Here is a 21,486-nt window from a genome sequence, read left to right on the forward strand (position 1 = left end):
GTCGCGGTCTTCCACCCTACTCACGCACACTCGACAGTCGCGCACCCGTAGGGTGGAAAACGGCAACGCCTTTTCCACGCGGCTGGCCAGTTACAACACCTTGTCCAAGGTAATCGGCAAATCCCTGACGCGCTTGCCGGTCGCATGGAAGATGGCGTTACCCACCGCCGCCGCCACACCAACGATGCCGATCTCACCCACGCCCTTGGAGCCCAGCGCGTTGACGATTTCGTCCTTCTCCTCGACGAAGAACACGTCGATATCGTTGATATCGGCATTGATCGGGACGTGGTACTCGGACAGATTGTGGTTCATGTAACGACCGAGGTTGTGATCGATCATGGTTTCCTCATGCAGCGCCTGCCCGATGCCCCAGACCACACCACCCGCGATCTGGTTACCCGCGGTCTTCGGATTAACCACGCGCCCAGCGGCCACAGCACTGACCACGCGACTCACCTTTACCGTGCCCAGCGATTCGTCCACCCGCACCTCGACGAATATCGCCGAGTGCGTGGAGATTGAATACTCGTTGCGTTTCTCGCCCGGCTTGGCGCTGACTTCCGCTTCGAGCACGCCGCTGGCGGAGACGATCTTCGCCAGCTCGACCCGCTGCTCGGGCGAGGTCTTCAAGCGCATCTGGCCGTCGACGAACTCCACATCCTCCAGCTTGGCCCCGGTGAACGGCGATACCGGCGACTGCTGAGCGGCGTCGAGTAATTTGGCCTGCAGCCCCTCACACGCCTGCTGCACGGCTGTCCCGACGGACGACACCGTGAAGGAACCGCCTTCCAGCGGCGCCTGCGAGAGGTTCGAATCACCCAGGCGAAACTCGACCTGCTCCATCGGCAGGCCCATGGCCGCCGCCGCGATTTGGGTCATCACCGTGTAGGTGCCAGTGCCGATGTCGGCGGTGGCGCTGCTGACCACCAGCCGTCCGTCGGGTTCGAGGCACGCCTTGGCCGCAGCCGGCATCTGCATCGCCTCCCACACTCCGGTAGCCATGCCCCAGCCGATCAGCTGGTTGCCGTCGCGCATGGAGCGTGGCGCCATCGAACGGCGTGACCAGCCGAAGCGCTCGGCGCCCTGCTCGTAGCACTGGCGCAGCTCCTTGCTCGAATAGGGCTTGTCCTCGTTGGCGTTGCGCTCGGAATAGTTGGTCAAGCGTAACTGCAGCGGATCGACGTTCGCCGCGTAGGCCAGTTCGTCCATCGCGCTTTCCAGGGCGTAGACGCCAATGGTGGCGCCCGGTGCTCGCATATCCAGCGGCGTGTATACGTCCAGCGGCACCAGCTGGTAGTCGAGCCTTGCGTTCGGGCACTTGTAAAGCATCCCGGACCACTCGACCTCATGCTCGGTGAAATCCTCGAAGCTGGAGGTCTGACCGATCGCCTGATGGGTGATGGCCTGCAATTCGCCGCTGGCGTTTGCGCCGATCGACAGCCGCTGCACGGTGCGCGGACGATAGCCAAAGGTGAACATCTGCTGGCGCTTGAGAGTGACGCGCACCGAGCGCTTGAGCTTGAGCGCCGCCATCACCGCCAGCGTCAGCTGATACTGAGGACGCAAGCCGGAACCGAAGGCACCGCCGACAAACGGCGAGAGGATGCGGATCTTGCCCTCCATGTCGAACACGCCTTCCAGATAGCGCATGCAATTCTGCACACCCTGGGTCTTGTCGTAGATCTCCAGGTTGCCTTCGGGAAAGTAGTGAACGGTCGAGGCATGCGGCTCCATCGGATTGTGGTGCTCGACCGGCGTGGTGTACTGCACATCCACCTTGAATTGTGCGCTGGCCAGGGCGCTGTCCACATCACCGCGCGGCTCCGGCAGGTCGGCCGGTGCCTTGTGCATGGTTTCCAGCTCGCTGAGCAGGTCGGTGTGATGGGGCTCGCGCTCGTATTCGACGCGCACCAGGCTGCCGGCGTAGCGGGCCAGCTCGAGGTTTTCCGCCACCACCAGCGCGATCGGCTGGCCGCTGTAGAGGATGCGGTCATTGAACAGCGGCCGGAACGGCGAGCCATCGGCAGCATCGTCGTCCTCGTAGGGCTCGTCGTAGCTGGCAATAGGCGGACGGTTCTGGTGGGTCAGCACCAGCGCCACGCCGGGCACCGCTTCAGCCGCGCTGGCATCGATGCTGATGATTCGACCACGCGCGATGCTGCTGTTGACCACGCTGCCGTAGAGCAGGCCGGGCACATCGAACTCACCGGCGTACTGGGCCTGTCCCGTGACTTTCAGCGGGCCATCGACTCGGTTAAGCGGCTGCCCGAACGGGGAGTTGGCTGGTTTCATTGGGCGGCTCCTCTGGCGGCGTCGGTCAGGGCGCGAACGATGGCGCGACGGCCCAGTTCGATCTTGAAGGCGTTGTGTTCGAAGCCACTGGCTCCCTCGAGCAGGATGTCCGCAGCGGTCGTGAACGCGGCCTCGTCAGCCGTTTTGCCGACCAGCACCGCCTCGGCTTCGGCCTTGCGCCAGGGCTTGTGTGCTACCCCGCCCATGGCGATACGAGCACTGCTAATGCTGTCGCCGTCCATCTCCAGTGCAGCGGCGACCGAAACCAGGGCGAACGCATAGGAGGCACGATCACGCAGCTTGAGGTAGCTGCTGTGGGCGGAGAAGTCTTGGGGCGGCAACTCGACCGCGGTGATCAGCTCGCCATCGACCAGGGTGTTGTCCTGCTCGGGTGTATGGCCCGGCAAACGGTGAAAGTCGGCCATGGGAATGCGCCGCTCGCCCCGTTGCCCTTGCACATGCACCACTGCCTCTAGTGCCGCCATCGCCACGCACATGTCGGAGGGATGGACGGCGATGCAGGCGTCGCTGTGGCCAAGAATCGCGTGGATGCGATTGAGCCCATCGCGCGCCGAGCAGCCAGTGCCGGGCTCACGCTTGTTGCACGGTGTGGTGCTGTCGTAGAAGTAGTAGCAGCGGGTGCGCTGCAGTAGGTTGCCGCCTGTGGTGGCCATGTTGCGCAGCTGCGGCGAGGCGCCGGCCAGGATCGCTTGTGACAGCAGCGGATAGCGTGCTTCCACCAGCGGATGCCAGGCCAGATCCGCGTTGCTCACCAACGCACCAATGCGCAGGCCACCATCCGCCGTCTCTTCGATGTCAGCCAGTGGTAGTTGGGTGATGTCGATCAGCTGGGAAGGACGCGTGACGTTTTCCTTCATCAGGTCCAGCAGATTGGTGCCACCGGCAATGTAGCGGCTGTCCGGGCGGAATTGACCGATGGCTTCCTCGACGCTGCTTGGGCGTGCATAGCCGAAGGGATTCATGGCGTCACCTCCTTCGCACCGGCCAGGCGCTCGCGAGTGTCCGCCGTAGCGTCCTCGATGGCGGCGACAATGTTCGGGTAGGCGCCGCAACGGCAGACATTGCCACTCATCTGTTCGCGCAGATCATCACGGGTTTCTGCCCGTCCTTCGGCGATCATGCCCACCGCCGAGCAGATCTGCCCGGGCGTGCAATAGCCGCACTGGAAGGCGTCATGTTTGACGAAGGCGGCCTGCATTGGGTGCAGCTCCTCGCCCTGCGCCAGCCCTTCGATGGTGGTCAGCTCTGCGCCGTCGTGCATCACGGCGAGGGTCAGGCAGCTATTGATCCGCTTGCCATTGAGCAACACGGTACAGGCGCCACACTGGCCATGGTCACAGCCTTTCTTGGTGCCGGTCAGGTGCAGTTGCTCACGTAGCAGATCAAGCAGGGTGGTCCAGGGATAGACCTCGACTTCACGGCGCTGGCCGTTCAGTTGGAGGGAAATAGAACAGGCGGTAATCCCACCTGGGGCGGAAGACGTTTCGCTCATAGCAGCCTCACGGTTTGGGGGGCTTCGGGTGCCTGTTCTATGCAGGATCGCCGAAGACCTCAGGCATTCGATGCGCTTTCCGTGCGCCTAGGAAGTACGACTGCCCACGCGGAAAAATCGTTCAGCCGAGCGCGCACATGGCATGCAAGGTGCGCTATAGAGCCGCCGGGGCGCCCCACCGGCAGGCAGCTACAGCCGGTCAGCTGTTGCGTCGATCGTCGGGGCGATCAATGTCCTGCAACACGCCGGAGTCATCGACCTCGACTTCCCGGGCGTCACCACTCGAAAACAGCGCCTGAGCACCGCGCTCGCCGTCCAGCGACATCACCTGCAACGCGTGGTCGCGACCGATCCCCCGCGGATGGCCGCGCTGCCCCTGATGGCTTGCAACCACCAGGCGCGGTGGCTCGATCTGCTCAGCGATGCGACGGAAGGTGGCGGGCCGCACATAAGGCATGTCGCCCAGCGCGACCAGCCAGCCTTTGTCGCTCGGGTACTGCCTGACCGCCTGCGCCAGGCTGTGGCCCAACCCCTGGGTGTGCACGGCGAGCACCTCGGCACCGTACCGGTCAGCCTGCTGCCCAAGCCAGGCAAGCAGCTCGCTGTTGTCGTCACGGGTCACGACGACCAGCCGCTCGGCGACCCCGCACAGCGCACCAAGCGTTGCCGCCAGCACGGGCGGGGCATCAGGCGTGCGATTGCAGGTGGCGAGCAATTTGTCCTGATCGGCATGCTCGCGGTAACGGCTGCCCTGCCCAGCCGCCAGCACCAGCGCGCATACACCGCGTACGGGTTCAACCATGCGGGTGTTCTCTCATGCGCCGCGAGCCGGGCTTGCCTAAGCGCCTGTGGCTTCCACCCAGCCGTCGGTCGGTCTGGTGTTCGGTCATGTTCCCTCCTCGCAGAACGGGGCCAATCGGGCCGTCAGTTACACAGACCCGTCGCGAGTACAGCCGTTGCGCGCCGGCTCCATAACCTCACTCGCTGTTGGGTACAGAGCGGCGCGATCCCACCGTGAAAAGCAGAACTCACAAGTCACCGAATGGAAATTCAACCCGCTCGAGCGACGGTGTAAGATGCCCCGCTTTTTGCGGGCTTCGCCCGGATAAGCTTTGCTGTACCCCAACCGCACGAAAGACCGGCAAGAAGAGGAATCACCATGCTGGAGAAGCTGTTCCAACTCAAGGCGCACAACACCACGCTGCGCACCGAGATCCTGGCCGGTCTCACCACCTTCCTGACGATGGCCTACATCCTCTTCGTCAACCCGAGCATCCTCGCTGAAACCGGCATGGATCACGGTGCGGTCTTCGTCGCCACGTGCCTGGCCGCCGCCATCGGCTCGGCGATCATGGGCCTGGTTGCCAACTACCCGATCGCCTTGGCACCGGGCATGGGCCTGAACGCCTTCTTCACCTACACCGTAGTGCTGACCATGGGTTACACCTGGCAGACCGCGCTGGGTGCGGTGTTCCTCTCGGGCGCAATTTTCTTCTTGCTGTCGATTTTCAAGATCCGCGAGTGGATCATCCACAGCATTCCGCTGGCGCTGCGCTCGGGCATCGCGGCGGGTATCGGCCTGTTCCTGGCGATCATCGCGCTGAAGAATGCCGGTATCGTCGTCGACAACCCGGCCACGCTGGTGGGCCTGGGTGATCTCACCGCCGGCGGCCCGCTGCTCGCCTGCCTCGGCTTCTTCCTGATCGCCGCGCTGGCTTATCGCAAGGTCACGGGGGCCGTGATGATCGGCATTCTGGTGGTGACCGGGTTGTCGATCCTGCTGGGCCTTTCCGAGCTCAACGGCGTGGTGTCGATGCCGCCTTCGCTGGTGCCGACCTTCATGCAGCTGGACATCATGGGCGCGCTGGACATTGGTCTACTCAGCGTCATCTTCGCTTTCCTCTTCGTCGACCTGTTTGACACCTCCGGCACCCTCATCGGTGTCGCCCAGAAAGCCAACCTGTTGGACAAGGACGGTCGCATGCCTCGCCTCGGCCGCGCGCTGCTGGCTGACAGCACCGCGACCATGGCTGGCGCCGCCCTCGGCACCTCGACCACCACCAGCTACATCGAATCGGCAGCCGGCATCAGCGCTGGGGGCCGCACCGGCCTGACCGCCTGTGTGGTGGCACTGCTGTTTCTGCTCAGCCTGTTCTTCGCCCCGCTGGCCGGTGCCGTGCCCGCCTACGCGACCGCACCGGCGCTGTTGTTCGTCGCCGTGCTGATGATGAGCAGCCTCGCCAACATCGACTGGGAAGACCTCACCGTCGCCGCACCGGTGGCCATCGCCGCGCTGGCCATGCCGCTGACCTTCTCCATCGCCAACGGCATCGCCTTCGGCTTCATTGCCTGGACCGCGATCAAGCTGCTCGCCGGCCGCTGGCGCGAGCTGAGCCCGGCGATGTGGATCCTCTCGATCCTGTTCGTGGTCAAGCTGGGCTGGTTCGCCGGCTGAGATACCGGTGATTTTGGTGGGCTGAAGCGGAACGCTGCCGGCCCACCCTGCAGCTCTGAGCTGCACGATTTATCGGTGGGCTGAAGCCCACCCTACAACCACCGAAACGGAGCGTTGCCGGCCCTTCCGCCGAGTTCAGGACCATCGTAGGGTGGGCTTCAGTTTTGTAGGGTGGGCTTCAGCCCACCAAAGCAGCCCAGAGCGGCACCAGCCCGCTCCTGACAACCCGAGCTGACGACCGTACAATCCGCGCCCTCCGGTTGCGTAGGGTGGATGACGCTTTTTTCATCCACCTTTCGTACGGCTACGGTGGATGGGTGAGGCGTCAGCTGCGCGCCCCGATCCACCCTACGATTTACCTACCATTCCAAGAGTCTTCATGAGCGCTCCGCAATTCGACCCCGCCACTTACGACGCCCAACTCGCCGAGAAAGCCGCGCGGCTGGTGGAACTACTGGCGCCCTTCGACGCACCCGCGCCAGAAGTCTTCGACTCGCCACGTGAGCACTACCGGCTTCGCACCGAGTTCCGCCTGTGGCGCGAGGACGGCCAACGCCACTACGCGATGTTCGAGCAGGGCGACAAGCACACGCCCATTCTGATCGACGAATTCCCCATCGCCAGCCGTTGCATCAACGACCTGATGCCGCAGCTCAAGGCCGCCTGGCAAGCCAGCGAGACCCTGAGTTTCAAGCTGTTCCAGGTCGAGTTCCTGACCACGCTCTCCGGCGATGCGCTGATCACCCTCGCGTATCACCGGCCGCTGGACGATGCCTGGCAGCAAGAGGCAGAAAAGCTAGCCGAGGCGCTGGGCGCCAGCATCGTCGGCCGTTCCAAGGGCAAGCGCATCGTCATCGGACGCGATTACGTGACTGAGCGGCTGACCGTTGCCGGCCGCACCTTCAGCTACCGGCAACCCGAAGGCGCCTTTACCCAGCCCAACGGCGACGTATGCCAGAAGATGCTGAACTGGGCCTACGACGTCCTTGGCGAGCGAAACGACGACCTACTCGAACTCTATTGCGGCAACGGTAACTTCACCCTACCGCTGGCAACCCGTGTGCCCAAGGTGCTGGCCACCGAGATCAGTAAATCCTCGGTGAACGCGGCGCTGGCCAACCTCGACGACAACGGCATCGATAACGTCACCCTGGTACGCCTCTCGGCTGAAGAGCTGACCCAGGCGCTGAACGAAGTACGCCCTTTCCGCCGCCTGGCCGGCATCGACTTGAAGCGCTACAACTTCGGCAGCGTCTTCGTCGACCCGCCACGCGCCGGCATGGACCCGGACACCTGCGAACTGACCCGCCGTTTCGAGCGCATCCTCTACATTTCATGCAACCCGGAAACCCTCGCGGCGAACATCGCCCAGCTGCACGACACCCATCGCATCGAGCGCTGCGCCCTGTTCGACCAATTCCCCTACACCCATCACATGGAATCCGGGGTGCTGCTGGTCCGCAAATGAGCGGGTACTGAACCCGAACCGGCTGTCGGCGTCCCAACCGTGACGATCAATCGTTACGGAGGAGCGAGCATGCTGATATTCGAGCCGATCTATACCGACGGCCTGGCGCAGATTTCTTACCTGGTGGGCGACAGCAAGGCCGCAGTTGCCGCGGTGATCGATCCTCGGCGCGACATCGATATCTACCTCGACCTGGCCCGCGAAAAAGGCCTGCGCATCGGCTACGTCATCGAGACCCACATCCATGCCGACTTCGTCTCAGGTGCCCAGGCGCTGGCCGAACGCAGCGGCGCAGAGATCATCGGTGGCTGCTCGCCGAACTACGGTTTCGAGCTGCGCCAGGCTGCCGATGGCGAGGTGCTGGAGCTCGGCCAGGTCAGCCTGGAAATCATCTACTCGCCAGGCCACACGCCAGAACACATCTCGCTGCTGCTGCGCGACGGCCAGCAGGGCGATGAGCCGTTCGCGCTGTTTACCGGCGACACCCTGTTCAACCTCGACGTCGGCCGTCCCGACCTGCTCGGCGAAGACAGCACCCGGCAACTGGCCGCGCAGCTCTATGCCACGCTGTTCACCCGTTACTTGCCACTCGGTGAACGCATCGAGATCTACCCGTGTCATGGCGCCGGCTCGGCCTGCGGCAAGTCCATCGGTGATCGCCGGCGCTCCACACTGGGCAACGAGTTGTTGTTCAATCCGGCACTCAACCAGCGGCGTAACGAAGGCGAGTTCATCGACTGGCTGCTCAGCGCCATGCCCGAGCCGCCGCGCCACTATGCGCGGCTAAAGAAGCTCAACACCCGTCCAGCAATGAATACCGGCGGACCAGCGCTGCCGCCGCCGCTGGCACCGGAGGAGTTCCGCCAGCGCACCGCCGACCACAGTGTCGTGCAACTGGTAGATGTGCGCTCGATCCTGGCCTTCGGCGGTGGCCATGTGCCGGGCGCGCTGAACATCGCGCTGCGCAACGAGTTCGTCAGCTGGGCCGGCTGGATGCTCGACGACAAGTGGCCGATCTACCTGATCGGCGAAGACAGCCACGAGGTCCACCAGGCGACACTGCAGCTGTACCGCATCGGTCTCGATCGGGTGGCAGGCTATCTGCGCAACGGCATGACCGACTGGCAGAACTCCGGCCTGCCCCTGGCCAGCGTCGGTCAATGGACGGTGCACGAGCTGAACCGTCGCCGCGAGGATCCGCAGGTTCAGGTACTCGACGTGCGCGCACCCGAGGAGGTCGAGCAAGGGCGCGTGCCCGGCGCCAGGCATGCCTTCGTCGCACATCTGCCCGAAGGACTGGATCAACTGGATAAGGACAGAACCGTGGCGACCTACTGCGGCAGCGGTTATCGCGCCTCGATTGCCGCCAGTATTCTCAAGCGCCACGGGTTCAGCCGGGTAGTCAACGTGCCGGGTTCATGGATCGCTTGGCGCAAGGACGACCTGCCAGTGGCGGAGCGCTGAGCCAGCTGGGCACGATCTGCATAAGGTTGAGAACCAACGGATTTTCCACCCGACCCAAGTGCAAAGGCACTACCGTGTCGGTGGTTAAGGCTGCGCCGTTATTCACCCTACGCCCCGTCCACTTACGCGATTCGTAGGGGAAAACAGCAACGGCCTGTTCCACCTCAGTACTCCACCTGCAGTTCGGCGCTGCGCGGTTCCGCCTGGCAAGCCAGGACCCAGCCTTGACGCACCTCGCTTTCGCTCAGCACCTGATTGCTGCGCATGCTTACGCTGCCCTCGACCACGCGACACTTGCACGCGGCGCAGACACCCGAGCGACAGGCGCTCGGTGGCTGCAGGCCAGCCTGCTCCATCGCCTCCAGCAGTACCTCGCCACGCAGCACATCCAGCTCGTGGCGACGGCCGTCGAGAGCGACCCGCAGGCGGCTGCGCTTGCCGCCCGAGGTGGCCACTGGCGCAGCCGCGCCGAAGCGCTCCAGATGGATGCGCGCAGCCTCTACGCCCAGCTCGCTCAGCGCAGAACTGGCAGCATCCATGAACGGCTGCGGCCCGCAGATGTAAGCCTCTGCGGCGGGCCAACCTGCGATCTTCGCGGCGATGGCCGGGCCATTCGGCGCACCCTGTTCCGCATCCAGCCAGATGCGCAGCTGCAGACGTTCGGGATGGCGGGCGGACAATTCGGTCAGCTCCTCGGCAAAGATCAGCGACGCGGCGTCGCGGCTGGCGTAAAACAGGCACACCCGTCCATTACCCTCGACCAGCGCGGCCTGCAGGATCGCCATCAGCGGCGTGATGCCGCTGCCGGCACCGAGCAGCAGCAGGTCGCAGTCCAGGCTGCGCGGCACGAAAACGCCAGCCGGCGGCAGCGCCTCGATGCAGTCGCCCACCTGCAGGTTGTCCAGCAGCCAGTTCGACGCCCGGCCGCCGGGCACCCGCTTGATGGTGATGCGTAGGGCAGCGTTGCCCTCCGGCCGTTGCGACAGCGAGTAGCAGCGCAGCAACGGCTCCTCGCCACAGCGCACCTTCAAGGTGAGGAACTGCCCCGGCCGCGCGGCAAACCGTGCGCGCTGGGCGGCCGGTACCTGCAGGGTGAACGAGCAGCTATCGGCGGTTTCGGCCTGACGCGAGGCGATTCGCAGGCGAGTGAACTCGCCGGTGGCCGGAGCCGGGGAAGCAGACAGGGAGGTCATGCCAGAAGTCGGTGTCGCTGTCGGCCCCGACGCGGACACGCCGCGCAGCATTGGCCACACCGTCTTGCGACGGAACAGCAGCACGTAGCCGACGTGCAGGCCAATCAGCCCCAGCCCCAGGTTGGCAAAGAACTCGTGCACCTCTTCGGCATCCCCCATCCAGCCGACGAAATCGATGTCGCTGGCAGCACCGAACACCTCTGGCCCCACACCGGGCAGCGCAGCCAGCACGTCGCCGTTGTCGACCATGCCCAGGCCGACCAGGCTGGCGATGGCGAAACTGCCCAGCGCACCTACCGTCAGCCACTTGCCGATTGCCGACAGGCCCGGCTTGCGCCGCTGTCCCTTCGGCGGCAGCAACATTGGAAAGCCCCGCAGGCGCAGCGGCACGATCAGCAGACGCCACACCAGCAGCACCACCAGGCCGTAACCCAGCCAGAGGTGCAACGACTCGGCGTCGTCACCAGTCAGGTACACCGCGAGGAAGAAACCGGCCAGTAGCCAGTGGAACAAGCGAAAGCGGTTGAAGGCAGCCACGATGGCAATCCTCGATGGACGGAATGCCTTCCTTGTATGCCCTTCAGCTGAATCCAAGCTGAATGCCATCATGCGGCCATGTTCAGTTTGGCGTAAGGCAGCGCGCCTAGGCTGTGCTCATCCCTCCTGGAGACCGCACCATGAAAGCCCACTGGATCGCCCTCGCCTGCTGCCTGAGCCTGCCGGCCCTGGCCGAAACCGAACACCCGCTGCTGGCCGGCTACGCCACCCAGGCGCGCCAGGAGAATCCGAACTTCGCCGGTTTCTCCGCCGAGCGCGGCAAGGCGCTGTACTTCGCCGAAGAGCAGCGCGACGGCAAGACCATGAGCTGTACCACCTGTCACACCGCCGACCCACGCCAGCCGGGCAAGACGCCCGCTCACCGCAAGGTCGAGCCGCTGGCGCCAGCGACCAATCCCGAGCGTTTCACCAACCTGAAGAAGGTCGAGAAGTGGTTCCGCCGCAACTGCGACGACGTCTTCGCCCGCGAATGCACGGCGCAGGAAAAAGGCGACTTCATCAGCTGGATCGACAGCATCCAATAGGAGTGCGCCATGAAGATCGCATCCATCGTCGCCGTCGCCGGGCTGACCTCTGCCCTGGCGTTGGCCAGCCTCAGCTTCGCTGACAACGACGACCACGACCGCCAGGGCTACAAGCGCCCCAAGCGTCTGTCGGTTCCGAGCGACGCACCACTGGTTTGGAAGGAGGAATGCGCCGCCTGCCACATGCTCTACGCACCGGGCCTGCTGCCGGCCGAGGCCTGGCGCCGGCAGATGCAAACCCTCGATGAGCACTACGGCAGCAATGCCACGCTCGACCCCGAACAGGAGCGCGAGATCCTCGACTTCCTGCTGCGCGCCTCGGCGGCCAACCGCTTGCCGGTCGAGCCCTCGCCGACCGTCGGCGAGCCGCCGCGCATCAGCCAGACGCGCTGGTTCGAGCGCAAGCACGACGAGGTCAGCGAGGCCAAGTTTGCCCGCGAGTCGGTCGGCGGTCGCGCCAACTGCGTGGCCTGCCACCGCGACGCCGAACGCGGTGACTTCGATGACGACCGCGTAAAGATTCCGCGCTAAGCGGCTGTTTCCCCACTGAGGTAATCCATGATGACGACTTCCACTCTGCGCGGAGCCCTGGCGCTGTCGCTACTGGTCAACTGTGGCGTGCTGGGCGCGCTCGCCTGGCAGAAACTGCAAACCGACGGGCTGCCCATGCCGTCCGGCGCACCAACCGAACTGTCGCGCCAGCTGGAGCTGAGCGCCAACCAACTCGGGCGCTGGCACGACGGCCAGGCGCCCTATCTGGCCCGGCTGCGTGCCCTCGACAGTGACCTCGATGCCCAGCGCAGCAAGTTGCTACAGGCGCTGCTCGGCGAGCGGGTCGACCCCGCGCAGATCGCCAGCGAGCAGGCAAAGCTCGGTGAACTGCGCGACGCTCGCCAACAGCTGCAGATCGAGCAGCTGCTGAACGAACGCGAGCTGCTCGACGCCCGTCAGCGACAGAAACTGGTGAGTTTCCTCGCCCGCCAGAACGCGTCGGCCGAATTGGCCTCGCTGCACGATCAGTAGCCGTCATACAGCCGAACGCCGCGAACTCTCGGCCGCGGCGTTCGCCACCGACGCGCTGAATCTCAGCCTTCGCGCGCCTTACGCACCTGGCTCGGCGTCTTGGACGGCTCTGCGGGTATGACCGCACTGGCCAGCGGCACGCCGCCCGGCGCAGCCTCACGCTCGCGATCACCGCTGCGGTTGGCCAGCAGGCTGGCAGTCGCGGTCTGCAGGTAGGCTTCGAGCTGGCGCTGCAACTGCGCTGCCTCGGCATCCGGCGCGAGGCGGTCGCCCTGCGGGTTGGCCCCCAGGCGATAGCGATACAGGCGCGCCGCTTGCTCCTTGGGCTGTACCAGCACGCGGTCACCGCGAATCATCGCCACCGTCTGGTCGCTGCCCGACGGTTTGATGATGCCGAAGCCCGGATCATCCGCCGCCAGGCTGAGCAGATCGCGACCCCAGCACTGGTGTCGAACCTCACCGCCGAGGCGGCCCATGATCGTCGGCACCACGTCGACCTGGGTACCCACTACATCACGGCGGCGGCCGAAGCGCTCGCTGATACCCGGCGCGATCAGCAGCAGCGGTACGTTGAAGCGGAACAGGTCCATCTCGGTCACCTCCTCCGGCACCCCGAAGCCGTGATCGCCAACCACCACGAACAGCGTCTGCTCGAACCAGGGCTGGTCACGCACCTTGTCGAAGAACTGGCCGAGCGCCCAATCCGAATAGCGCATCGCGGTCAGGTGCTGATCCAGCGCGCCATGCCCCTCGACGGCGGCAATCGGCAACTGCTCCGGCAGCGCATAGGGCGTATGATTGGACAGTGTCTGCAACAGCGCATAGAACGGTTTGCTGCGGTCAAGCTGCGCTAGCTCCTCGGCAGCGCGGGTGAACATGTCCTGATCGGAAACGCCCCAGGTCGGATCGGCCACCACCGGGTCGACGTAGTCGCCGCGGCCGATGAAGCGGGTCATGCCCTGATTGCTGAAAAATCCGGACTGGTTGTCCCAGGCAAAGTCGCCGTTGTAGACGTAGAGGTCGTTGAACGCCCGTGCGCTGAGCAACTGTGGCAACCCGGAGAAGCGGTTGCCGCCTTCCGGCGTCTGCATCAGGTACTCGAAGCCCGGCAAGTTGGGGAAGCAGGCCATGCTGGCGAACATGCCCTGGTGGGTGTGGGTGCCGTTGGCGAAGAAGCGCTCGAACAGCAGCCCCTCGCCGGCCAGGCGGTCGAAGTTCGGCGTGATGCCTTCCTGACTGCCCAGCGCGCCGACAAAACGCCCGGCGAAGCTCTCCATCAGGATGACCACCACGTTGCGCACCGGCAGCTGCCCATCCGCCGGCGGCCGGAAATCACGGCGTACCGGCGCCAGCTCGGCATCCACCAGCTGGTCGTTACCGGTCAGCAGCAGTTCACGGGTGATCGCCTGCGCCTGCTCGGCCGGCAGCGTCGCCTTCCAGCTGTTGTCGCGGTGGCTGGAAAAGCGGTTTTTCGCCGCGTCATACAGCGACAGTGTCGCGTTCAGGCCGAGGTGATTGGCGAACATCGATTCGGTAGTGAAGGCATCGCCCCAGCGCAGCGGCGGTCCCTGGCGCAGCGTGCCGCGCGCGGCCACCACGCAGACCAGCACCAGCAGCGTGAACACGGCGGCGCGGGCATACCAGGCGGCGCCATTGCGACTTGCAGCGCCTGGCCGAGCGACCGGCGCACCACGGGTCAGCCGCTCCAGCCAGCCGAACAGGGCGTACATTGCCACGCTCGCAGCGCCCCAGGCCGCCAGCAGCTGCAGCACCGGGAAGCCATGCCAGAGCATGCTCAGCACGGTGGCCGGATCTTCCTGCAGGTACTGGAACACCAGACTGTTGAGGCGCTGATGGAACTCGCGATAGAAGTTCAGCTCGATCAGTCCGAGCAGGATCGTCAGGCTGGCACACACACTCAACCACAGCCGCAGCAGGCCGCGGGCGGCCATCACTCGTATGCTCAGCACGCCGAGCAGCAGCGGCAGCAGGACGTACACCGCCACCCGCAGGTCGAAGCGCAGGCCGTTGCCGAATGCCTCGACGATACTGGCCAGCGGCGTGCTGCCGAGCAGTTCGCGGTTGAACAGCAGCAAGCCCAGCCGCAGCAGCGCAAACATCGCCAGCAGGGCCAGCGCACTGGCGAACGTGAAGCGCAGGTGCGCGGCCAGGCCATTGAAGCCGGACACCGGGTGCTCTCGAGCAGGGCGTCGCAAAGAGGAAAGCATGGATACGTCCTTCAGGGGATCAGAATCACCGACCAAACCAGACCGATCAGGCACAGCGCCAGCAATTGCGCGGCGCTTCCCATGTCCTTGGCCTGTTTGGCGAGCGGATGCAGTTCGAAAGAGATGCGGTCGACCGTCGCCTCGATGGCCGAGTTGAGCAGTTCGACGATCAGGCCGAGAAACACCACGGCAATCAGCACGGCGCGCTCGACGCGGCTGACGTCGAGCAGGAAGGCCAGCGGAATCAGCAGCAGGTTCAGCAGCACCAACTGGCGAAACGCCGCTTCGCCTCTATAAGCGGCCTTGAGACCTGCAGCCGAATAGCCGGACGCGTACCAGATGCGCGCCAGTCCGCTGCGCCCCTTCAGCGCCGCACCGTCGGCCGGCACGTCAACGCTGGCCACGGCATCGGTAGCCGCGCAGGTCGGCTCAGATGACATCGCAGCGCAACTCGCTGAAGGTGCGGTGGGCGGCCAGCAATCGTTGCCAGTCCTGCTCCGGCATGGTCTGGCGATGACGCTTGAGCTGGCGCAGGTCATGCCGTGCAGCGGCACTGCGACGTAACCGGCGACGGCTCTTTTCCAGATCGAGCAGTGCGACCTCGACCCGGGTCGCGTCACCTTCACCCTGAACCCTGATGAAGATGTGCTTGGGATAGCAGCAGCCATGCTGCCAGCGTGCCTGATGAATGCGCGCCAGGGTGATCCCGACCGCTGCCAGCATGCGTTCCTGTACCGCCGGACCGAAGCGCTCGCTCAGGCCCTGTTGATACCAGTCCTCCAGGCTGACAAACCCCTCCAGCTCCGCCGTCACCAGCAGCGCCTGCCACTGGCCGGCTTGCTGCCGGGTCCCGCAGTAGACCAGTTCCGGCACCTGCACGCCGAGTCGGCCGAATGCTTGCAGCGCCTGCAGTTCGCGCAGCACCGTGGGCCGGCCGAAAGGATGCAGCGGCGAGCGATACAGGTGGCCAATCTGCCGTTTGCAGTACAGCAGCGGCTGCTGCGGATCGCGCAGGCGTATCCGTTGCACGCCGCTTTCGCCGGCACGGCGCTGGTTGGGTTCCTCGACCCATTCGCCCTGCGTGCTCCACCAGCGCTGGAAGGTGCTGGTACGCGCTTCGCGGGCCGGCAATACGATTGGTCGGCTCATGTTCAACCCCGCTTGCGCAGCACGTAGACCCGCCACATGGCGTAGCCGGGGAGGAAGTCATTACGGTCGAGAATGTCGAAACCGGCCTCGGCGAATTCCGCCTCGATCAGCGAGCGCGCGACGACGAAGCGGTTCTGGTTGTCCTTCGCCGGACGGCGGCGCTCCAGGCGCTTGCGCTTCCAGGCTTTGTAGTTGCCATCGACCCACAGCGAGACGATCAGCGTGTCACGGGTGACGCGGTGGAACTCACGCAGCATCGCCAGCCGGTGCGCCGGGTCGGCGATGTGGTGCAGAAGGCGCATGCAGAAGATGTTGTCCACTGCGTTGTCGCCCATGTCGATGGCAAACGCCGACGTCTGAAAGGTCTCCACCCGCTTGAGCACTTCCAACGGGTGCGCCGACTCGGCGATCGCCAGCATGTCGGCGGAGTTGTCCGCGGCGAAGATCATCCGGCTCGGATGCTCGGCCAGCAACGGCCAAAAGCGCCCGGCGCCGCACGGCAGGTCGAGCACCAGATCGGGCTCGCCGGAGATCTTCAGTGCGCGGCGCGCCATCTGCTCGTCACGCCAGTGCGACAGCCGTCGGGCCAGGCCATCCTGATGCTTATGCAGGTATTCGTAGGCGTGCTGGCGGTCGTACTTGCGCGAGAACTCCAGTTCGATGGGGCTCGATGTGGTCATGGCGGGCATTCCGGTTGGAAACGGAACGCCAAACTAACCAGACAGACATCAAGGGCCCGTCAACGGGATGTGAAAAAAACGTCAAACGCCATCGCTTTTCAGACGCACCTGGAAGCAGCTGCCCTTGGGCTCGCAAGGGGCTACACCCACTGACCACCCCTGATGTGTGCAGATGCGCTTGACCAGCGACAGCCCTAGCCCCAGGCCCTCCCCCCGGCTGTCGGAGCCGCGCACGAAGGGCTGAAACATGCGTTCCTGCTGCTCCAGCGGAATGCCCATGCCTGTGTCCTCGACACGAAAGCCGGCGTTCTCGAGAATCAGCCGCACCGAGCCGCTGTCGGTGTAATGCAGGGCGTTGCGCAGCAGATTGGACATCACCGAGCCAAGCAGTGTGAGGTTGTATTCGCCGCTGTCCTCGCCTTCGCTGACCACATTGAACGTCAGCCCCTTTTCAAGAAATAGCGGCGTCCAGCGCTCGGTCTGCTCCTGCGCCACGCTGCTCAGGCTGGCGGTGCCGGCAAAGGCGGTCTGCTCCGGCCGGGTCCGCGCCAGCATCAGGAACGTCTGCACCAGCTCGTGCATTTCCTGCGCGGCGCGCTCGATGCGCTGGGCCTGGGTACGTGACTTTTCCGGTAGTTCGGTCTGGTCGAGCAGTTCGCAAGCGCCGAGGATGACCATCAGTGGGGTGCGCAGCTCATGGCTGACATCGCTGGTGAACAGCCGCTCGCGCTCCAGGCTCTGGCGCAGTTGGCCGAGGGTACTGTCAAACGCCGCCGCCACATGGCCGACCTCGTCGTCCGGATATTGCAACGCCAGTGGTGGCGCCAGCGGATGCAGCTGATCGCGATGACGAACCTGCTGCGCCAGGCGTGACAGCGGGGCCATGACTTTTCTGGCCATCAGCCAGCCAAGCCCCCAGGCACCAAGGATGCTCAGCACGAATCCGGCTAGCACCACCATGAACAATGCGTTCTCGCGAGCCTCGAATTCATGCTGTTCCTCAACCAGCAAATACTTGGCTCCGTCGATTTCGCGTTGATAGACGTAGTAGGCATCCTCGTTACGGACCAGCTCGGTGAACCCATCGGCGAGCCCCGTGAACGCCTCGGGAATGGCGTAGCCAGGCAGGTTCGAGGCGAAGAATCGGGTGACCGCGTCGAGCCGTGGCGCGTCCCCGTGAACCACGACGTCATTGAGCACACTATCTAATTCGTGCCCCAGCTCCTGGGTCACTAGGTGCTCCTCGATGAAATGCACGACCGCGACGATTCCGAGCGAAAAAGTCCCGCTGACCACCAGCGTCATCAACGTGAAGGCGATGACGATGCGTCGCGCGAAGGGCTGCTTAGCAAGCATGGTCAGGCTCCGCGAGTCGGAAACCGACGCCATGCACGGTGTGCAGCAGTGGTGCCGCGAACGGCTTGTCGAGCACCTGGCGTAGCTGGTGAATATGGCTGCGCAAGCTGTCGCTGTCGGGAACATCGTTGCCCCAGAGCGCTTCCTCCAGCTGCTCGCGCCGCACCACCGCCGGGCTCTTCTGCATGAGGATCGCCAGCAGTTTGTGGCCGATGGGATTCAATCGCAGCGGCTGCCCGGCGCGGGTTGCCTGCAGGGTATCGAGGTCATAGTGCAGGTCACCGACCTGCAGTTTGTGTTTGCGCGAGCCCTGGCTGCGCCGCAGGATCGCCTCGATGCGGGCGACCAGCTCCGACAGCGCGAACGGCTTGATCAGGTAATCGTCGGCGCCGGCACCCAGCCCTTGCAGCCGATCATTGAGCGCATCACGAGCCGTGAGCATGATGATCGGGGTATCCCGCCCGGCATCGTCACGCAGCCGCTTGCAGACCTGCAGCCCATCGATGCCAGGCAGCATAATGTCCAGCACGATCAGGTCGTAATGCTCGGTGGCGGCCAGGTGCAGGCCGCTTAGACCGTCCTGAGCGCAATCGACCACGTAGCCCTTGAGCTCCAGGTAGTCCAGGACGTTGGCCAGGATGTCGCGGTTGTCTTCGATGACCAGAATGCGCATATCGGTTCGCTAGCAGGCAAATGACGGAATTTTCACGCCTTCTTTACGAAGGGCTCACAGGCGGGTGCGCAGACTTCGGCGCGTTCAATCTTGCCCGTGGATCATACGATGACATTCCTGCGCCATGCTCAACTTCGTTATCTGTCGCTGCTGGCCGGCCTCTGGCTGGGCGTTTTTCTGATCACCCGCAGCGCGCTGCTGTTCGCTCACTGGCAGGAAGCTGCCAGCGGGCTGGATGGCCTGCTGCAGATCTACGGGCTGGGGTTGATCTATGACCTGGCGTTCCTGAGCTTCGCCGCGCTGCCGCTGGCGTGCTACCTGCTCATGTGCCCAAAGCGGATCTGGGCGAGCCGCTGGCACCAGCGCGGGCTCACCCTGCTGCTGGCCCTAAGTCTCTACGCCATGCTGTTCACGGCGCTGGCCGAGTGGCTGTTCTGGGACGAATTCGGCGTGCGGTTCAATTTCATTGCCGTCGACTATCTGGTCTATTCGGACGAAGTGCTGCACAACATCCTTGAGTCGTACCCGGTTTATGCGCTGCTGGGCCTGATGGCGCTGGTCACACTCTCCGCTACGGCGGTGCTGAAGCGAAAGATTCGGCGCGCACTGGAAGCACCAAGCCTGCCGTTCAGGGCCCGTGCTGTGACACTCGCCGGACTGCTGGTCACTGCGACAGCGAGCGCGCTGATCATCGGCCAGGACTTCCCGCGGGGGATCGGCGGCAACGTCTATCGGCGCGAACTGGCGAGCAATGGCCCGTTCCAGTTCTTCGCCGCCTTTCGCAACAACGAGCTGGACTACCGGCAGTTCTACCCGACCCTGCCCCAGGTTGCCGTCGCCGACAGCCTGCGCGCCGAAGTCGGCGAACCCAATGCCCGCTTCATCGGCCAGGACCCGCTGGATATCCGCCGCGTCATCGACAATCCCGGCCAGCCGCGCAAACTCAACGTCGTGCTGATCACCGTCGAAAGCCTCAGTGCCAAATACCTCGGCAGCGTTGGCGACACCCGCGGCCTGACGCCCAATCTCGACCAGCTGCGCCAGCAGAGTCTGTACCTCAATAACTTCTACGCGACCGGCACGCGCACCGATCGCGGCCTGGAAGCCATTACCCTCTCCGTACCGCCAACCCCTGGCCGCTCCATCGTCAAGCGCATCGGCCGTGAAAGCGGCTTCGCCAGCCTCGGTCAGCAGCTTCGCGCGCAGGGCTATGACAGCGTGTTCCTCTATGGAGGGCGCGGTTACTTCGACAACATGGGTGCATTCTTCAGCGGCAACGGCTACCGCGTGGTCGACCAGAGCAGCGCGGACGAAGCCGACATTCACTTCAAGAACGCCTGGGGCATGGCTGACGAAGACCTCTATCAGCTGGCGCTTCGCGAGGCGGACGCCGACTACGCTGTCGGCAAGCCGTTTCTCCTGCAGATGATGACCACCTCCAACCACCGCCCCTACACCTACCCGGACGGACGCATCGACATCCCGTCCGGCGAGGGCCGTGAAGGCGCTGTCAAATACACCGACGCGACCATCGGCGAGTTCCTGCGCAACGCCCGGAGCAAGCCCTGGTTCGCCAATACCCTGTTCGTCATCGTCGCCGACCACACCGCCGGCAGCGCGGGCTCGCAGGACCTGCCGGTGGCCAACTATCACATCCCGCTGTTCATCTATGCCCCAAGCCTGATCGAGCCGCGCGAGGTGGACCGGGTCGCCAGTCAGATCGATATCGCGCCGACCCTGCTCGGCCTGCTCAATCTGGACTATGTCTCGACCTTCTTCGGCCGCAACCTGCTGCGCGACGACGGCCAGCCTGCACGCGCACTGATCGGCAACTATCAGCACCTCGGCCTGTTCGACGGCAAGGACCTGGCGATTCTCAGCCCACGGCGTGGCATGCGCCGGCATGACGATGCGCTGCAAGCGAGCCGCGAGCTTTCTGCCAATTCGGACGACCCGCTGGTGCGCCGCGACATCGCCTACTACCAGGGCGCCAGTTACGACTACGGCCACGCCCTGCTCGGCTGGAAACGCCCGCAACCCACCGCTACCCAACTCAGCCAGCGCTGAACCTACCGGCGCCGCTCGCGGCGCCTCTGGAGTAAAGATGTCCGTCGCGCCGAACACGCCTGCCGCTAGCCGCCCGTTCAACTTCGCCCTCGGCTTCGGCGTGCCAACATTGTTGATGGTCGCGCTGCTGGTGGGCGAGCCGAGCAATCTCGATTTTGCCCTGTCACACCTGTTCTATCAGCCCGGCGTCGGTTTCGTCGGGCGCCACAGCTGGCTGCTCGAAGACGTCCTGCATGACCGGATCAAGCAAGGGGTCATCGCGCTCGGCGTGCTTGCCATCGCTGGTTTCGTGCTGAGTCTGCTGCCGACGCGGCTGGCTCAGTGGCGCCGCTCGCTGGGCTATCTGGTGCTTGCGCTGGGGTTATCGACCAGCATCGTCACGCCGCTCAAGGCGCTCACTGGCGTGCATTGCCCGTGGAGCCTGGTGGAATTCGGTGGTGCTGAAACCTTTACACCGCTGCTAAGCGAGCGCGCGCCGACGCTCAAGCCGGGGCGCTGCTGGCCCGGCGGCCACGCCTCAGCGGGCTTTTCATTGTTGGCGTTGTTCTTCGTGCTTCGTGACCAACGACCGCGTACCGCTCGGCTCGCCCTCGCGGTGGCACTCGGCTTGGGGACAGTGCTGTCGGTCGGTCGGGTGATGCAGGGCGCGCATTTCTTCTCGCACAACCTATGGACGTTGCTGTTCGACTGGACGATCTGCCTGGCCTGTTACCGGCTGGTGCTGTATCGAGCGACACCGGTCGAGCAGCCGCTGCTCGCGACCGAACTCGCGGGCTAGCTACCCGCGTCTGGCCTTGAGGCGCACCGGCTTGGTTTCATGCGCCTCCCATGGACCACGAA

Annotated in this window: 19 protein-coding genes; 8 read left to right on the top strand and 11 right to left on the bottom strand. The window is 64.6% G+C overall.

The features are described 5' to 3' along the window. Window positions 1-90: 90 nt before the first annotated feature. The 4 genes from ACQKIK_RS05810 to ACQKIK_RS05825 form a co-directional block, all read right to left on the bottom strand. Window positions 91-2,295, bottom strand: a complete 2,205-nt coding sequence (locus ACQKIK_RS05810; RefSeq protein ID WP_499135053.1) for a xanthine dehydrogenase family protein molybdopterin-binding subunit — start codon at window positions 2,293-2,295, stop codon at window positions 91-93. Next, a complete protein-coding gene (locus ACQKIK_RS05815; RefSeq protein ID WP_499135054.1) occupies window positions 2,292-3,278 on the bottom strand; it encodes an FAD binding domain-containing protein in 987 nt (328 codons plus the stop codon). The genes ACQKIK_RS05810 and ACQKIK_RS05815 overlap by 4 nt, the downstream gene beginning before the upstream one ends. After that, window positions 3,275-3,808, bottom strand: coding sequence for a (2Fe-2S)-binding protein (locus ACQKIK_RS05820; protein WP_046163912.1), 534 nt, complete (start codon window positions 3,806-3,808; stop codon window positions 3,275-3,277). Before ACQKIK_RS05820 ends, ACQKIK_RS05815 begins: the two co-directional genes overlap by 4 nt. Window positions 3,809-4,007: 199 nt before the next feature. After that, window positions 4,008-4,610, bottom strand: coding sequence for a nucleotidyltransferase family protein (locus tag ACQKIK_RS05825; protein ID WP_499135056.1), 603 nt, complete (start codon window positions 4,608-4,610; stop codon window positions 4,008-4,010). Window positions 4,611-4,967: 357 nt separating this feature from the next. Between ACQKIK_RS05825 and ACQKIK_RS05830 the strand changes: the two genes are divergently transcribed. The 3 genes from ACQKIK_RS05830 to ACQKIK_RS05840 all read left to right on the top strand — a co-directional run bounded on the left by ACQKIK_RS05830 (window position 4,968) and on the right by ACQKIK_RS05840 (window position 9,195). Further along, window positions 4,968-6,263, top strand: coding sequence for an NCS2 family permease (locus ACQKIK_RS05830; protein WP_499135057.1), 1,296 nt, complete (start codon window positions 4,968-4,970; stop codon window positions 6,261-6,263). Window positions 6,264-6,642: 379 nt separating this feature from the next. Further along, window positions 6,643-7,731: a tRNA (uridine(54)-C5)-methyltransferase TrmA gene (trmA, locus tag ACQKIK_RS05835; RefSeq protein WP_499135058.1), complete on the top strand. Its 1,089-nt coding sequence runs from the start codon at window positions 6,643-6,645 to the stop codon at window positions 7,729-7,731. Window positions 7,732-7,800: 69 nt separating this feature from the next. Continuing rightward, window positions 7,801-9,195 (top strand): MBL fold metallo-hydrolase, encoded by a 1,395-nt coding sequence (locus ACQKIK_RS05840; protein ID WP_499135060.1) that lies wholly within the window; start codon window positions 7,801-7,803, stop codon window positions 9,193-9,195. Between the two features lie 164 nt (window positions 9,196-9,359). On the opposite strand, the gene ACQKIK_RS05845 is transcribed toward ACQKIK_RS05840, so the two are convergent. Next, on the bottom strand, window positions 9,360-10,925 hold the full coding sequence (locus ACQKIK_RS05845) for a 2Fe-2S iron-sulfur cluster-binding protein (protein ID WP_499135062.1): 1,566 nt from the start codon (window positions 10,923-10,925) through the stop codon (window positions 9,360-9,362). Window positions 10,926-11,065: 140 nt separating this feature from the next. Between ACQKIK_RS05845 and ACQKIK_RS05850 the strand changes: the two genes are divergently transcribed. From ACQKIK_RS05850 to ACQKIK_RS05860, 3 genes are read left to right on the top strand one after another with little or no spacing between them, the layout of a single operon-like run. After that, on the top strand, window positions 11,066-11,470 hold the full coding sequence (locus tag ACQKIK_RS05850) for a DUF1924 domain-containing protein (RefSeq protein WP_101152598.1): 405 nt from the start codon (window positions 11,066-11,068) through the stop codon (window positions 11,468-11,470). A gap of 9 nt (window positions 11,471-11,479) precedes the next feature. Next, entirely contained in the window at window positions 11,480-12,001 is a 522-nt protein-coding gene (locus ACQKIK_RS05855) for a hypothetical protein (protein ID WP_499135064.1), read from the top strand. 27 nt (window positions 12,002-12,028) lie between these two features. Then, on the top strand, window positions 12,029-12,493 hold the full coding sequence (locus ACQKIK_RS05860) for a periplasmic heavy metal sensor (protein WP_499135065.1): 465 nt from the start codon (window positions 12,029-12,031) through the stop codon (window positions 12,491-12,493). Between the two features lie 62 nt (window positions 12,494-12,555). Here ACQKIK_RS05860 and ACQKIK_RS05865 read toward each other — a convergent pair whose 3' ends face one another. From ACQKIK_RS05865 to ACQKIK_RS05890, 6 genes are all read right to left on the bottom strand, one after another. Then, on the bottom strand, window positions 12,556-14,721 hold the full coding sequence (locus ACQKIK_RS05865) for an LTA synthase family protein (RefSeq protein WP_499135067.1): 2,166 nt from the start codon (window positions 14,719-14,721) through the stop codon (window positions 12,556-12,558). A gap of 11 nt (window positions 14,722-14,732) precedes the next feature. Beyond that, on the bottom strand, window positions 14,733-15,161 hold the full coding sequence (locus ACQKIK_RS05870) for a diacylglycerol kinase (protein ID WP_499135068.1): 429 nt from the start codon (window positions 15,159-15,161) through the stop codon (window positions 14,733-14,735). Next, entirely contained in the window at window positions 15,151-15,870 is a 720-nt protein-coding gene (locus ACQKIK_RS05875) for a lipopolysaccharide kinase InaA family protein (protein WP_499135070.1), read from the bottom strand. Before ACQKIK_RS05875 ends, ACQKIK_RS05870 begins: the two co-directional genes overlap by 11 nt. Before the next feature lie 2 nt (window positions 15,871-15,872). Continuing rightward, window positions 15,873-16,550 (bottom strand): class I SAM-dependent methyltransferase, encoded by a 678-nt coding sequence (locus ACQKIK_RS05880; RefSeq protein WP_499135072.1) that lies wholly within the window; start codon window positions 16,548-16,550, stop codon window positions 15,873-15,875. A gap of 81 nt (window positions 16,551-16,631) precedes the next feature. Beyond that, on the bottom strand, window positions 16,632-17,906 hold the full coding sequence (locus tag ACQKIK_RS05885; protein ID WP_499135075.1) for a sensor histidine kinase: 1,275 nt from the start codon (window positions 17,904-17,906) through the stop codon (window positions 16,632-16,634). Further along, the gene (locus tag ACQKIK_RS05890) at window positions 17,896-18,579 is read right to left on the bottom strand and encodes a response regulator transcription factor (protein ID WP_127838405.1); all 684 of its coding nucleotides are present in this window, start codon (window positions 18,577-18,579) and stop codon (window positions 17,896-17,898) included. The genes ACQKIK_RS05885 and ACQKIK_RS05890 overlap by 11 nt, the downstream gene beginning before the upstream one ends. A 108-nt stretch (window positions 18,580-18,687) precedes the next feature. Between ACQKIK_RS05890 and ACQKIK_RS05895 the strand changes: the two genes are divergently transcribed. Continuing rightward, window positions 18,688-20,646: an LTA synthase family protein gene (locus ACQKIK_RS05895; RefSeq protein ID WP_499135077.1), complete on the top strand. Its 1,959-nt coding sequence runs from the start codon at window positions 18,688-18,690 to the stop codon at window positions 20,644-20,646. Between the two features lie 37 nt (window positions 20,647-20,683). Beyond that, window positions 20,684-21,424, top strand: coding sequence for a phosphatase PAP2 family protein (locus tag ACQKIK_RS05900; RefSeq protein ID WP_499135079.1), 741 nt, complete (start codon window positions 20,684-20,686; stop codon window positions 21,422-21,424). Window positions 21,425-21,486: the final 62 nt, after the last annotated feature.

Origin of the sequence: Pseudomonas sp. NPDC047961, from assembly GCF_050272435.1 — a bacterium.
Taxonomy (GTDB): Bacteria; Pseudomonadota; Gammaproteobacteria; order Pseudomonadales; family Pseudomonadaceae; genus Stutzerimonas.

What these genes read in the sequence shown, in the direction of transcription:
- ACQKIK_RS05815 (WP_499135054.1), bottom strand. Translation starts at nt 3,278, where the DNA reads ATGAATCCCTTCGGCTATGCACGCCCAAGCAGCGTCGAGGAAGCCATC.
- ACQKIK_RS05865 (WP_499135067.1), bottom strand. Translation starts at nt 14,721, where the DNA reads ATGCTTTCCTCTTTGCGACGCCCTGCTCGAGAGCACCCGGTGTCCGGC.
- ACQKIK_RS05850 (WP_101152598.1), top strand. Translation starts at nt 11,066, where the DNA reads ATGAAAGCCCACTGGATCGCCCTCGCCTGCTGCCTGAGCCTGCCGGCC.
- ACQKIK_RS05825 (WP_499135056.1), bottom strand. Translation starts at nt 4,610, where the DNA reads ATGGTTGAACCCGTACGCGGTGTATGCGCGCTGGTGCTGGCGGCTGGG.
- ACQKIK_RS05880 (WP_499135072.1), bottom strand. Translation starts at nt 16,550, where the DNA reads ATGACCACATCGAGCCCCATCGAACTGGAGTTCTCGCGCAAGTACGAC.
- ACQKIK_RS05840 (WP_499135060.1), top strand. Translation starts at nt 7,801, where the DNA reads ATGCTGATATTCGAGCCGATCTATACCGACGGCCTGGCGCAGATTTCT.
- ACQKIK_RS05860 (WP_499135065.1), top strand. Translation starts at nt 12,029, where the DNA reads ATGATGACGACTTCCACTCTGCGCGGAGCCCTGGCGCTGTCGCTACTG.
- trmA (WP_499135058.1), top strand. Translation starts at nt 6,643, where the DNA reads ATGAGCGCTCCGCAATTCGACCCCGCCACTTACGACGCCCAACTCGCC.
- ACQKIK_RS05875 (WP_499135070.1), bottom strand. Translation starts at nt 15,870, where the DNA reads ATGAGCCGACCAATCGTATTGCCGGCCCGCGAAGCGCGTACCAGCACC.
- ACQKIK_RS05900 (WP_499135079.1), top strand. Translation starts at nt 20,684, where the DNA reads ATGTCCGTCGCGCCGAACACGCCTGCCGCTAGCCGCCCGTTCAACTTC.
- ACQKIK_RS05855 (WP_499135064.1), top strand. Translation starts at nt 11,480, where the DNA reads ATGAAGATCGCATCCATCGTCGCCGTCGCCGGGCTGACCTCTGCCCTG.
- ACQKIK_RS05890 (WP_127838405.1), bottom strand. Translation starts at nt 18,579, where the DNA reads ATGCGCATTCTGGTCATCGAAGACAACCGCGACATCCTGGCCAACGTC.
- ACQKIK_RS05895 (WP_499135077.1), top strand. Translation starts at nt 18,688, where the DNA reads ATGACATTCCTGCGCCATGCTCAACTTCGTTATCTGTCGCTGCTGGCC.
- ACQKIK_RS05830 (WP_499135057.1), top strand. Translation starts at nt 4,968, where the DNA reads ATGCTGGAGAAGCTGTTCCAACTCAAGGCGCACAACACCACGCTGCGC.
- ACQKIK_RS05870 (WP_499135068.1), bottom strand. Translation starts at nt 15,161, where the DNA reads ATGTCATCTGAGCCGACCTGCGCGGCTACCGATGCCGTGGCCAGCGTT.
- ACQKIK_RS05885 (WP_499135075.1), bottom strand. Translation starts at nt 17,906, where the DNA reads ATGCTTGCTAAGCAGCCCTTCGCGCGACGCATCGTCATCGCCTTCACG.
- ACQKIK_RS05810 (WP_499135053.1), bottom strand. Translation starts at nt 2,295, where the DNA reads ATGAAACCAGCCAACTCCCCGTTCGGGCAGCCGCTTAACCGAGTCGAT.
- ACQKIK_RS05820 (WP_046163912.1), bottom strand. Translation starts at nt 3,808, where the DNA reads ATGAGCGAAACGTCTTCCGCCCCAGGTGGGATTACCGCCTGTTCTATT.